The sequence below is a fragment of the Microbacterium sp. genome (genome assembly GCF_035556355.1).
In the GTDB taxonomy this organism is placed as follows: Bacteria; Actinomycetota; Actinomycetes; order Actinomycetales; family Microbacteriaceae; genus Microbacterium.
In genome coordinates, this window is sequence record NZ_DATMFG010000021.1 from 1 (window position 1) to 11,575 (window position 11,575).

Here is an 11,575-nt window from a genome sequence, read left to right on the forward strand (position 1 = left end):
CAATGCGCAACGTCTCCATGGCTACCTCGGCGACGTCCCGCCCGTCGAGTTCGAGAACGCGTTCTATGCTGTCCAAGCCGACCGCGAACTGCTGGTCGGAATCAAATAGCGCGAGTCTCCATCAGACCCAGGGCGCTTCAGACCGGTGGTTCGCCACCTTCAGAGAGCCGACCGGCGTCTCCATCGGTCTGTGGACGGCGAACCCGCCGACCCCGGCTGCCGGGGAGCTTTGAACCGCGCGGCCCCGAACGGTGTGTCCGTGGCAGCGGTTACGGTTCGAGAATGGTCGCCGTCTCCGCCAAACCCGTGCTCCACGTCGACACCGTCGAGGAATGGGAGCGCTGGCTGGAGTCGGATCCCGATCCCGATGGGGTGAGGCTCCGCATCCGCAAGACCGCGTCGAAGGAGCCGGGCATCACCTACGCCGAAGCGCTGGATGCCGCGCTGTGCTTCGGCTGGATCGACGGACAGAAGCAGGCGCTGGATGCCGATTACTTCCTGCAGGTGTTCACTCCACGCCGGCCGCGCGGGGTGTGGTCGAAGGTCAACATCCAGCACGCCACGCGCCTGATCGAGGAGGGCCGGATGCGTCCCGCCGGTCAGCGCGAGATCGACCGTGCCAAGGCGGACGGACGCTGGGATGCCGCATATCGTCAGCGCGACGGCGAGATCCCGCCCGAGCTCCAGGCGGCGCTCGACGCCGACCCGGCCGTCGCCGCCGCGTTCGCCGCGCAATCCGCGCAGAACAGGTTCGCGATGGCGTTCCGCGTGAGCAGCCTCAAGCGGCCGGAGAACCGCGCGGCCCGGGTCGCCCAGTACGTCGAGATGCTCCGACGGGGCGAGACGATCCACTGAGCCGACGGGTGTGGAGGACCATAGGATCAGCGCGTGAGCAACGGCGACGAGATTCTCCTGTGCTGCCTGCTGTGGGCCCGCGAAGGCGAGGCCGCCGGGCTCACCGCGTATGAGGACCGCGTCCTCGTGCTCGTTCCCCGTCACGGTGGCGAGGTGATCCAGCGCGCTGTGGGCGACGGCGCGGAGGGCAGGCCCCACGAGGTTCATCTCTACCGATTCCCGGATGCCGCGGCACTCGACGCCTACGTGACCGACGCCGACCGTGTGGCCCTCGCGAGCGAACGTGATCGGGTGGTCGCGCGCACCGAGCTCTTCCCTGTGGAGTTGCGCTGAGAGGCGAAGTCGAATGGCAGTGCTGGAAGATGTCCTCGACCTGGGATCGGAGCTGGAGCGGTCCTACCCGGTCTCTGTGCGGAATCGTTTGAAGTTCCGGGTCGGACAGCTCGTCTACGTCGCGTTCTCTGCCGACAACCTGCAGATGGGTTTCGCGTTCCCGCGAGAGGAACGGGCCGCCCTCGTCGGAGGAAACCCGAAGAAGTTCCGGATGCCGGCGCCGTCAGACCTTCGCTTCAACTGGGTCGAGTCCGACCTCGCGGCGCTGGATCCGGGTGAGGCGCGCGAGTTCGTCGTCGACGCGTGGCGGATGGTCGTGCCGCTCAAACTCTCCCGGGCCTATGACCTGGCGCATCCGGAGGGGCCCGGACCCGGGCCGAATGCTGAATGTTGACACCGCTCGACAGCGAAGGGCCCCGTGAGGGCGGGCAACCTGCCCACTCTCACGGGACCTCCTTTCGACCGGACTCTCGGCTGACGCGTCAGTCCTGGAACAGGCGCGGCAGGAAGTCGATCAGCGACTTCTGCCACACGTCCCAGCTGTGCGGGCCGGGGATGATCGGCGCGAACTCGTGCACCACACCGCGGCTCGTCAGGCTGCTGATGAGGGTCAGCGTCGCTCCATAGGTGAAGTCCTGGACGTCACCGGAGTAGATGCGCAGCAGCTTGGTCCCGGAGTTGATCGCCTCGACATCCGCGTTGGCCGGAACGTTGCCGAACGCCGACATGGCGCCGACGTAGGCGAACTCGCCCGGGAACGCCCACAGGGTGCTGAGGGCGTGTCCGGAACCCAGCGACAGCCCGGCCAGAGCGCGGTTCTCGCCGTCGCTGCTGACGTTGTACTGCGCCTCGGCGGCCACCGTGATGGCTTGCATGATCTCGTTGGGGAAGTTCACGCCGTTGCCGTTGGCCATCACGACCACCATCGGCTCGATGTTGCCCCGGAGGTAGTGGTTGTCCAGGATCTGGGCGGCGAAGCCGACCTCGATCCAGTCCGTCCACGTCTGTCCGCCACCGTGCTGGAGGTAGAACACCGGGTAGGGCTCTTCCCGCTGGGGGTCGTAGTCCGGCGGCGTCCACACGTACGCGGAGCGCTCGGGGTTGCCGGCGGCCGTGCTCGTGTAGCTCATGATCTCGACGGTGCCGCGCGACTCGGGTTCGAGCGGGGTCGTGTACTCGCCGCGGAGCGTGTCGTCGCCGGGAATCTGGAACGTGCTCCAGTTCGGCTCGGAGAAGACCGTCGTCGGGTTGGTCTCGTCCTTGTGGTCGACGCCCTCGACGATGAACTTGTAGTAGTACGAGCCCGACTCGACAGGCATCGTCAGACGCCAGCGGCCGTCGTCCTGCTTGGTCATCGGCGTGCGCGGCCAACTGCCGCCCGGGCCGAAGTTGCCCCACACCGTGACGTTGTTCGCGTCGGCGAACTCCGTGCCGGTCTCGAACGTGACGACTCCGTTCTCGTCGATCCACGGGGTCGGGGTGGTCCCGGCGGCCGGCAGCGAGTGCGGCTCGAGCGGGAGATGGCCCTCGCTCGGCCCCGTGTCACCCGGGGCGCCGAACGCGCGCAGTGCGAAGTCGTGCAGGCCCTTCTGCCACGTGTCCCACGTGCCGCCCGTCTCGGGGTCGGAGCCGTCCGACTGGAACTCGACACCCGCGCGCTCGAGCTTGTCCGCGAGCGCGACAGTGTCGTTGTAGCGGGGGTCGGTGACGTTGCCGACGTACAGGCGGATGAGGTCGGTCGCGTCGTTGATCTGCCGCGCCTTGCCCTTGCCGACGTTGCGCTCGAGGTAACCCGAGAACGAGCCGACCTTCGAGAACTCGCCCGTGGCGCTGACGAGAAGGCTGAGCGCCTGCTCCGCACCACGCCCGATCCCGGCGATCGCGCGATCGTCGGGATCGCCGGAGATGTTGAAGGACGACTCCGCGGCGGGGAGGAGCTTCTTGACGACCTCGCCGCGGATCTCATCCGTCTCGCCGTCCCCCATGACGACGACGGCCGGCTCGATGTCCCCATTGACCGTCAGGTTGTCGAGGATCTGCTTCACCCGCCCGAGCTCGACCCATTCGCGATAGCTCTGGCCCTCGTCCTGCAGGAGATACAGCACCGGGTACGGCTCCGAGCGGTTCTGGTCATACCCGGGAGGGGTCCACACCAGGGCCGAGCGTTCGGCGCCTGCGGTGCCCTTGTAGGCGAGCTCCTCGAGGTTGCCGCCGTTCGGCACATCCGCGAGCCACTCAGCGCCCGGGCCGTCGACGAACAGCGTGTTCCACGTCGGCTTCGAGGTCACCTCCTGCGGACTGGCGGGGTTCCGGAACGGGATGGCGTCCTCGCCCCACGATGGCCGTGCCGAGTACTGGTAGTAGTACAAGCCGGGCTCGAGCGGGCCGATGGTCGAGGTCCAATTGGCTCCGTTCTGCCCCATGTTCAGGGTCGTCCAGGTCTTGCCCGGAGCGAAGTTGCCCTCGACCGCGACGACCGCGCCCGTGATGCCGGTCGCCGGCTCGATCGCCGAGTTGGGGACCGTGAACTGGTAGACGTCCGAGACGACGTTGTCGATCTCGGCCACCCAGGTGTCCTCGGCGGCTGCGGCCGGCTGCGCCGCGAGGAGCGTGGACGCGCCCAACGCGGCTGCAGCGGTCATCGCCACCACTGCACGACGGGAGTGCCTTTCGGTGCCCCGCCTTCGATCTGTCAGAATCACCTTCGATTTCCTCTCGTGTAACCTCGCGCCCGCGTCATGCGGAAGCGCGCGCTCGCCCGAGGGGCGAACCAGGGGGCGGAAGGTCGACGAAGCTCCGCATGTGGCGGTTTACAACGTCGTAAATTCCCACATCACCCATAGTGGCCGCTTTGACCATCGAAGGTCATGAGAAAATTCCAACGTTGTACATGAGTGCGGATGCCGCGGCGCGAACCAGGACGCACCGGGGGCGATCCCTCCCGCGGGCGAGCAGTCAACGCTCGCCGACGACCGGGTTCCGCAGAAGGCGACATGATGGAGGCATGTCTTCTACCGCCCCACGCCGCAGCAACCCGACCGCCTGGGCAGCTTTCTGGTTCGGTCTGGCCGGGCTCGTGCTCATGCCGATCCCGCTGTTCATCGGGCTGATCCTGGGTGGCGGCCTCTCGATCGTCGCGGCCGTCCTCACCGTGATCGCACTCCTCAAAGGACTCGCGCGCGAAGGCAAGGGCATCGCGCCCGTCGTGTTCGCCGCGATCTTCGTCCTGCTCACGTGGGCCGGAATCTCGGCGGGCGGCGGCATCGTCTGGTAGCCGCATCGCGGCGCCTACGGTCCAACGCGGATCACCGTTCGGTCGAGGGGCAGCTGATTGCGCCGGATGCTTGGCTCCACTCGCTCGAACGGCAGCAGCCCATCCGACTCGAGCCCGAGGTTGTCATCCCATAGCCGTTCGGTGATCGTCCCCAGCAGCTCGAACTCGTCGAACTCGTACGGGATGCCGTCTGACGGGAAGAACGTCGGCGTGCTCTGCAGGTGGAAATGCAGGTGGGGCGTGGTCGAGTTGCCGCTGCTCCCGATCAGTCCGAGCTCCTGACCGCGTTCGACCCGATCGCCGACCGCGACCCGCACCGATCCGGGATCCATATGGCCGTAGAGCGCGTAGAGACCCTCTTCGATCTCGATCACGACGTGATTTCCGACCGTCTCCTGGATCGGAGGAATGGGCGGGGGCTCCGGCATCGACGTGGAGTTGGGCACGCCGTCCATCGCCTTGACCACGGTGCCGGCCGTGGCCGCGATGATCGGCTGACGGTATGTGAAGTAGCTCGTGATGTCGCTCGGGTCGCCCTCCCACGTCCGTCCGTCTTCGTCGAGCAGGTAGAAGTCGATCGCGAACCGTTGCGGCACCAGGCCCTGGCCATTGACTGGGGCGAACCCGCGCCGGTGGTGGGTGTCGTCGAAGCAGCATCCCTCGCTCATGTACCAGATGCCGTCGGTGACGGGCACGCCGACCGTGGGCGCGGGTCGGTCGTCGACGGGGGAGGTTCCGACGGCTGCCTCGAACGAGACGGGGCCGTTCCGGCCGTCGATGCTGCCGATGAGCCGGTGCTCGATCTCAGCCGGGATCTCATCGCCTTCGAGCTGGACGTCCATCCACGCGATCCAGGTCTCGGACGGTCGAAGCAGCACGCTTCCGGTTCCCGGAACCCCGCCGGCGGACTCTCCGAGCCTGGTCACCGTGCGAGGCAGCTCTTCCGTGCCGACCGTGCGCAGACTCGCCTGGGTGCGAGAGTCGACGACCTCGATCCCTTCCAGCTCGAACGGCGCGGAGGTGGCGTTCGTCAAGAGGAACTCGTACGCCAGGTGGAGTCTCTCGTCCGTGCCCATCACGGGTCTCGGAGTGGTGAGCATCGAGGCGATGACCGGTGTGAAGGTCGTGTCCGGGTCGAGGCCTTCGCTCGACGATGCCGGCGGTGCCGATGTCGCCGTCGGGGCGGGATTCGCGGCGGGACCCACCGTGCACCCGACGAGGGTTGCGACGGCGGCCAGAATGAGGCTCAGCCGCGCGTTGACACGTGTGGGCGTCCGGTTGTCGACCATGATTCCTCGCGAATGATCCGTCCCCAGTGCGCGGATGCGTGGGTCGCACGCTCAGTCGCAGGGTACTCCCATTGCAGAATCGGAGGTCAGGTGCGCTTCGTCGAAGACGAGACCGACTCGCAGTCTCGTCTAGGCGCCCGGCTCCTCGCGCGACGCGCGATAGCGCTCGGGCTCCTTGCCGCGCGCGAATCGCCTGCCCGAGACCTGGGTTGCGGTGATCCGCACCCACCGGTACTTGAGGGTCGGGATCCACGACTCGAGCGCGAGCGCCTCGGCGGCGTCGATCTCGCTCTGAAGCGTCAGGCGGTGGGCGACGCCCTTGAGGACGACGCTCGCGGCGTGCGTGTCGTCGTACTCGTCGACCTCGAACGCGACGCGCGGGCTCTCGGAGAGCCGCTCCAGCTTCGTGCCCGGGGCGGTGCGGAAGAGCACGTGCGGACCGTCCGTGACGTAGTTCACGGGGAAGATCTCGGGGTCTCCGTCGGCGACCACCGCAAGGCGACCCAGCTCGCACCGGTCGAGCAGGTTCCAGCACTGCTCCTCGGTCAGGATCTCGACGACCTCATCGATCCGCGACGATGCGGGGTTCGTGAACATCTCTGCCTCCTCGCACACCACGATGCGCCGCAGCCTCGAGCGCCACGGGGTCGAAGGTCCCGTGGCGGCGGGATCAGCCGTTCACGAGGACTGCGCGTGAGCGCAGCCGCCCCTGCGCGAGCAGCGTGAGGGCCTCTTCGGCGCGCGACATCTCGAACCGGTCGACCACCGTGCGCACCTTCCCCTCGGACGCCAGGCGGAGCACTTCCTCCATGTCGCGGCGCGACCCGAGGATGGACGCCTTGATGACCTGCTCCTTGTTGAAGGGGAACCCCTCGACCGAGACAGGCACGCCGCTGACGAGAGTGCCTCCCCACTTGAGGGCACGCAGCGCCTGCGCGGTCACGGCATCCGACGGGGCGAAGGTGACGGCGGCATCGAGCGAGTCTTCGAGCGCCTCCCCGGGATCGACGGCGGATGCATCGACCGTCTCGTGCGCGCCGAGCTCGTGTGCGACGGCGAGATGGTCCGCGCCGCGTGCGACGGCGACGACCTCCGCACCGGTCAGCAGCGCGAACTGCAGCGCGAGGTGGCCGACGCCGCCCAGGCCGAACACGCCGACACGCTGGCCGGGACCGACGTCGAGCTTCTTCACGGCCCCGTACCCCGTGATGCCGGGGCAGAAGAGCGGTGCGGCATCCGCCAGGTCGAGGTTCTCCGGCACGCGATACGTGTGCGCGGCCGTCGCGAGCATGAACTCGCCGTAGCCGCCGTCGACGTGCTCGCCGGTGATGAGGCGCCGGTGGCACAGGTGCTCGCGGTCGCTCGTGCAGAACTCGCACTCCTCGCACGTCCACCACAGCGGCTGGACGCCGACCGGGTCGCCGACGGAGAAGCCGGTCACGCCGTCGCCGAGCGCGGCGATGCGTCCGGTCACCTCGTGACCCGGGACGATGGGGCTGATCGCAGGTACGCCGGCAGCCACCCAGTCACCCTCGATCATGTGCAGGTTGGACCGGCAGACGCCGCAGCCGACGACCTCGATGAGAACCTGCCCTGGTCCGGGGGCGGGCGTGGCGGTCTCCCGCCAGCGAAGCGGATGCTGCGTCAGCGGTGCCGGCGTGTCGAGTTCGTTCGCGTACATGTCTCTTTCCTCATGGTCGGTCGTCGGCCGGTCGCGGCCGGGGGAGTGCAGCGCTTCAGGCGTCCAGAGGCCGGGCGACCGAGGCATCCGCCAGTGCCTGCTGCACGACTCCGTCTCGGATGAGCCACTCGCCGTCGACAGCGAGCGAGCCGCTCCCGGCAGTCGGGCGGAGGTCTTTGACGATGTCCCAGTGCAGGGCGGACTCGTTCACGCCACCGCACTGCGGGTAGGCCCGCCCGAGTGCGATGTGGACGGTGCCGAGGATCTTCTCGTCGATGAGCAGGTCGCCCGTCGGGGTCGCCAGAGCGGCGTTCGTGCCGATTCCGAGCTCCCCGACGCGCCGCGCTCCGGCGTCGGTGTCGAGCAGCCGGGTGACAAGCTCGAGCCCCTCGGATGCGGTCTCGCGTACGACCTGGCCGTTCTCGAAGGTGAGTTCCAGATCGCGCACCCGCACACCCGCGAAATAGAAGACGCCCGGGAATCGGATCGTGCCGCTCACGCCGTGCTCGACGGGCGCGGTCGCGATCTCACCGTCGGGCCAGTTCGCCTCGCCAGAGAAGGCGACCCAGCGCCGGCCGGCGACGGGGAGCTCGAGACGGCCCCATTCGTCCTCGATCACGACCGTGCGCGTGCGCGCGAGCCGATCGCACAGGGCGCCCATGCGCTCAGCCGCCTCCGACCAGTCCGCGTCGAACGAGGCGGCCCATTCGGCGAGCAGGCGTCCATAGTCGAGCCCGGTCTCGGCCGCCCACGTCGGCGTGGGAACCCGGACGAGCGCCCACCGGGTGTTCTGCCAGCGGAGCGTCGAGACGATTCCGCGACCGTGCCGGTGTGCGGCGATGCGCGCGGGGTCGGCGTCCACGACGGGCGACGTCATGGCGCGGAAGGAGACATGCACGTCCGACCACTCCATCGCCGCGACCTCGAGCGGCGGCGCCTGCTCGAGCACCGAGGAGTCCGCCCAGCGCAGGGCGCTCTCGTCGAACCGCTCATCGGTCGAGACGACCTGCGGAACCGCGCCGCGTCGCCAGCACTCGTCGACGAATCCGGCCACGGCATCCATCGCGGAGCTGTCGGTGACGAACACCGACACCTTGTCGCCCCGGGTGACGCCGACACCGTCGGCGACGAGAGCCGCGATGCGGCTCCACTCGATCGTGCTGCTGGTCATCGTGCCCGTCCGTGCTGAAGGGGAGCCAAAGCGCGGTAGAGCGCCATGTAGTCGTCGTGGTCGGCGGTGAGGGCGGCCTGCGTCGCGGAGTCCGGTCGCACCGGGTTCCGTTCGCGCACCCATGCGCGCGCATCCGTCGGCGCGCCGACCGCTCCGACGCCGAGTGCCGCGAGGAACGCGTCTCCGAAGGACGCTCCGGGGGTGTCCGCGACGACCTGCGTGAGACCCGTCACGGTCGACACGGTGCCGATGATGTACGGATTCTTCGTCGCCCCGCCGATCGCGACCACGCGGTCGATCGGGGCGTCGGCCGAGCGGAAGGAGAGGATCGCGGCCGCGATCGAGTGGCCGACACCCTCCAGCACCGCTCGGGCGACATCGGAGCGGGTGTGTTCGAGCCCGAGACCCATGAGCACGCCGCGGCTCGCCGGGTCCTGGAACGGAGTGCGCTCGCCTGCGAAGTGGGGCAGCGCGAGCAGTCCGCGCGCGCCGGGCTCGGATTCGGAAGCCAGCGCGATCAGAGTCGAGAACGTGTCCTCGTCGCGATCCGCCGTGATGTCGAGCAGATCCGCGATCCACCGCGTCGCGGTTCCGGCGGTCGAGGTTCCCGCTGCGAGCACGTAGGTGTCCTCGAACACGAACGGGGCCGACCAGAGGTCGTCGCCCACGCGCAGCCGGTCGCCGACGCGGATGAAGTAGCCGCTCGACCCGTACATCGCCATGAGCTCGCCCTCGCCCACGACGCCGGAGCCCACGGCCTCGGCCGGGGAGTCTGTCGTGCCGAGCACCACGGGAGTGCCCTCACGGATGCCCGTGGCCGCCGCCGCCTCGGCGGTCACGGTGCCGGCGATGTCGGCGCTCCATGCGACGCGGGGGAGGCGCGTCTCGTCGATGAAGTCCTCGCAGCCGCTCGTGTCCCATGCGCCGCGTGCGATGTCGTACAGCGGATGGAAGTAGCCGGCCGTCGCGTGATCGATCGTGACCTCGCCGGTCAGCATCGCGACGAGCCACGACTGGCTCGTCATGAACCAGCGCGCTCGGCTCCAGACATCCGGCTCCTCGTCTTTCAGCCACGCGATCTTCGGCCCGGCCGACTGACTCGTGAGCGAGTTGCCCGCCCTCCGGACGATCTCGTCGGCGCCCAGCCGAGCGGTGAGGCTCTCGATCTGCGCGGTCGCACGCGTGTCGATCCCGTACAGGATCGCGGGGCGCAGCGGTCGGAGCTCGGCGTCGGTCGCCACCACGCAAGGGCCGATCGCGCTCACGCCCACCCCGGCGATCTGCGCCGCGGCGGGGTGGGCCGTGAGCTCACGGGCGATGGCGGTGACGTCCGCCCACCACACAGCTTCAGGATCCTGCTCGACATGGCCGGGCTCGGGCGTGGAGATGCCGTGGCGCCGCCGGGCTTCGGCGATCACCGTCCCGGTGCTGTCAACCAGCACGCCCTTGCTCTCGAACGTGCCGATGTCGATCCCGAGGAACATCCTCAGCGCACGCTCCTTGCGACGCTCATGAGGTCTTCGACACGCGCCTTGTCCACGTCGTTCTCGAACTTGCCGTCCTTCTTGAAGAAGGTGCCCACGATGCCCGCGTCGGCGAACTTCATGCTCTCCGCGAGCGTGTCGGGCCGAACGCCGGTGTTGACGAACACGGGCGTGCAGCCTGCGTGCTCCTTCACGATCTTCAGGGTGGACGTGTCGGTCGGGGCGCCGGCGGTGAGCCCCGAGACGCAGAGGCCGTCGGGCACGCAGTTGAAGACGGTCGAACGGGTCAGCTGCGCGAGGTCGCGCTCCGCCACGTACGCGGCGGCCTCCGGGACGATGTTGAACAGCAGCCGCACGTCGCCGCCCGACACCGCCTGACGGTGCCGCGCGGTCTTGCCGACGTTCGTGTTCCACAGGCCGAAGTCGCTCGCATAGACGCCCGTGAAGATCTCGCGCACGAACGCGGCTCCCGTCGCGACGGCGAGGTCGATCGAGCGCACGGCGTCCCACAGGACGTTCACGCCGAAGGGAACGGAGAGCTCGCTGCGGATCTCGCCGATGACGCGCGCCATGCTGATGGCGGTGATCGGCTCGGTCTCGGTCAGGTAGGGCAGGCTGAACTCGTTCGAGATCAGGATGCCGTCGACGCCGCCCTCCTGGAGGGCCGTGATCTCGTGCCGCGCGTGGGCGATGATGGCGTCCATGCCGCTGTTCTTGTCGTACGCGGGGTCGCCCGGGAGAGCGGGCAGGTGGCACATGCCGATGATCGGCTTGGTCACGGGGAAGACGTCGTCGAGCCAGGTACTCACAGAGGGTTACCGCCTTAGGTGTTGCTTGGTTGGGGATGGGGTCTGGGATGAGGCGTGTCAGCCCGATCGGCGCGCGGTGCGCCAGGCCTCGGTGAAGCGGAGCAGCGCTGTGGCGCCCGGGTCGGCGATGCCGATGCTGCGCTCCTGCAGCCACGAGGCACGGCCGCGGCGGGACTGCAGGTTCTTGGTGCGCTCGACCGCATCCGCGGCGGCGGTCACGGCCGCGTCGACGGCGGTGTCGGCATCCGTCTGATCGACGAGAGCCTCGGCGACCGCCACGAGCCCGTCGTAGATCGTCTTGTCGCCCAGCTGGGTCTTGCCGCGCTGCGCGATGCTGTCTGCGGCGGCCGCCGCGAACGCCTGCGCGTCGGCGATCGCGATCTCGGTCTTGTCGGCCCACACGCGAGATCCCGCGAGGAGCGCGCCCGCGACGAGCGCGGCCATGGTGGACGGGTTGGCGTTCGCGAAGGCCTTGGCGGTCGCCTTCGCGATCTCGGCGGGCGTCGCGTCGGCCGGAAGCTGCTCGAGCGCGCCGATGACGGCAGTCGAGCCGGCCGAGACCGTGATGCCGAGGTCGCCGTCTCCGAGCTGCTGATCCAGGTCGCGCAGCTCGTCGGCGGACTCGATCAGGAGCGCGAGGCTCCGGCGGATGTGCTCGTTGAGGTCGGTCGCATCCATG

The 11,575-nt window shown here is 68.8% G+C and carries 12 protein-coding genes; 4 read left to right on the plus strand and 8 right to left on the minus strand.

Features of this window, described 5'->3' with window-relative positions; genetic code table 11:
* The first annotated feature begins 282 nt into the window (after positions 1 to 282).
* Genes VNR19_RS04515 through VNR19_RS04525 form a run of 3 tightly spaced genes read left to right on the plus strand, consistent with a single transcriptional unit; the run spans position 283 to position 1,582 of the window.
* Positions 283 to 855 carry a YdeI/OmpD-associated family protein gene (locus VNR19_RS04515; RefSeq protein WP_325032991.1) on the plus strand — a complete coding sequence of 191 codons (573 nt, stop codon included), beginning with the start codon at positions 283 to 285 and terminating at the stop codon, positions 853 to 855.
* A gap of 33 nt (positions 856 to 888) precedes the next feature.
* Complete coding sequence (locus tag VNR19_RS04520) at positions 889 to 1,188, plus strand: hypothetical protein (RefSeq protein WP_325724332.1); 300 nt, start codon at positions 889 to 891, stop codon at positions 1,186 to 1,188.
* Between the two features lie 13 nt (positions 1,189 to 1,201).
* Positions 1,202 to 1,582, plus strand: a complete 381-nt coding sequence (locus VNR19_RS04525; RefSeq protein WP_325724334.1) for a hypothetical protein — start codon at positions 1,202 to 1,204, stop codon at positions 1,580 to 1,582.
* Between the two features lie 88 nt (positions 1,583 to 1,670).
* On the opposite strand, the gene VNR19_RS04530 is transcribed toward VNR19_RS04525, so the two are convergent.
* A complete protein-coding gene (locus VNR19_RS04530; protein ID WP_325724336.1) occupies positions 1,671 to 3,830 on the minus strand; it encodes an alpha/beta hydrolase-fold protein in 2,160 nt (719 codons plus the stop codon).
* Between the two features lie 362 nt (positions 3,831 to 4,192).
* On the opposite strand from VNR19_RS04530, the gene VNR19_RS04535 reads away from it, so the two are divergent.
* Positions 4,193 to 4,462 carry a hypothetical protein gene (locus VNR19_RS04535; RefSeq protein ID WP_325724338.1) on the plus strand — a complete coding sequence of 90 codons (270 nt, stop codon included), beginning with the start codon at positions 4,193 to 4,195 and terminating at the stop codon, positions 4,460 to 4,462.
* Between the two features lie 14 nt (positions 4,463 to 4,476).
* Here VNR19_RS04535 and VNR19_RS04540 read toward each other — a convergent pair whose 3' ends face one another.
* From VNR19_RS04540 to VNR19_RS04570, 7 genes are all read right to left on the minus strand, one after another.
* Complete coding sequence (locus VNR19_RS04540; RefSeq protein WP_325724340.1) at positions 4,477 to 5,751, minus strand: M23 family metallopeptidase; 1,275 nt, start codon at positions 5,749 to 5,751, stop codon at positions 4,477 to 4,479.
* 129 nt (positions 5,752 to 5,880) lie between these two features.
* Positions 5,881 to 6,348, minus strand: coding sequence for a pyridoxamine 5'-phosphate oxidase family protein (locus VNR19_RS04545; protein ID WP_325032985.1), 468 nt, complete (start codon positions 6,346 to 6,348; stop codon positions 5,881 to 5,883).
* A 73-nt stretch (positions 6,349 to 6,421) separates the two neighbouring features.
* On the minus strand, positions 6,422 to 7,432 hold the full coding sequence (locus tag VNR19_RS04550) for an alcohol dehydrogenase catalytic domain-containing protein (protein ID WP_325724343.1): 1,011 nt from the start codon (positions 7,430 to 7,432) through the stop codon (positions 6,422 to 6,424).
* A gap of 55 nt (positions 7,433 to 7,487) precedes the next feature.
* Positions 7,488 to 8,603 carry an aminopeptidase gene (locus VNR19_RS04555; RefSeq protein ID WP_325724345.1) on the minus strand — a complete coding sequence of 372 codons (1,116 nt, stop codon included), beginning with the start codon at positions 8,601 to 8,603 and terminating at the stop codon, positions 7,488 to 7,490.
* Positions 8,600 to 10,087, minus strand: a complete 1,488-nt coding sequence (locus VNR19_RS04560; RefSeq protein ID WP_325724347.1) for an FGGY-family carbohydrate kinase — start codon at positions 10,085 to 10,087, stop codon at positions 8,600 to 8,602. The genes VNR19_RS04555 and VNR19_RS04560 overlap by 4 nt, the downstream gene beginning before the upstream one ends.
* A 2-nt stretch (positions 10,088 to 10,089) precedes the next feature.
* Positions 10,090 to 10,896, minus strand: coding sequence for a BtpA/SgcQ family protein (locus VNR19_RS04565; protein WP_325724349.1), 807 nt, complete (start codon positions 10,894 to 10,896; stop codon positions 10,090 to 10,092).
* A gap of 57 nt (positions 10,897 to 10,953) precedes the next feature.
* The gene (locus tag VNR19_RS04570; protein ID WP_325724351.1) at positions 10,954 to 11,574 is read right to left on the minus strand and encodes a DAK2 domain-containing protein; all 621 of its coding nucleotides are present in this window, start codon (positions 11,572 to 11,574) and stop codon (positions 10,954 to 10,956) included.
* Position 11,575: the final 1 nt, after the last annotated feature.

Coding starts and splice junctions, on each gene's coding strand:
- VNR19_RS04560 (WP_325724347.1), bottom strand. CDS start 10,087: ATGTTCCTCGGGATCGACATCGGCACGTTCGAGAGCAAGGGCGTGCTG.
- VNR19_RS04525 (WP_325724334.1), top strand. CDS start 1,202: ATGGCAGTGCTGGAAGATGTCCTCGACCTGGGATCGGAGCTGGAGCGG.
- VNR19_RS04545 (WP_325032985.1), bottom strand. CDS start 6,348: ATGTTCACGAACCCCGCATCGTCGCGGATCGATGAGGTCGTCGAGATC.
- VNR19_RS04530 (WP_325724336.1), bottom strand. CDS start 3,830: ATGACCGCTGCAGCCGCGTTGGGCGCGTCCACGCTCCTCGCGGCGCAG.
- VNR19_RS04570 (WP_325724351.1), bottom strand. CDS start 11,574: ATGGATGCGACCGACCTCAACGAGCACATCCGCCGGAGCCTCGCGCTC.
- VNR19_RS04535 (WP_325724338.1), top strand. CDS start 4,193: ATGTCTTCTACCGCCCCACGCCGCAGCAACCCGACCGCCTGGGCAGCT.
- VNR19_RS04540 (WP_325724340.1), bottom strand. CDS start 5,751: ATGGTCGACAACCGGACGCCCACACGTGTCAACGCGCGGCTGAGCCTC.
- VNR19_RS04550 (WP_325724343.1), bottom strand. CDS start 7,432: ATGTACGCGAACGAACTCGACACGCCGGCACCGCTGACGCAGCATCCG.
- VNR19_RS04515 (WP_325032991.1), top strand. CDS start 283: ATGGTCGCCGTCTCCGCCAAACCCGTGCTCCACGTCGACACCGTCGAG.
- VNR19_RS04555 (WP_325724345.1), bottom strand. CDS start 8,603: ATGACCAGCAGCACGATCGAGTGGAGCCGCATCGCGGCTCTCGTCGCC.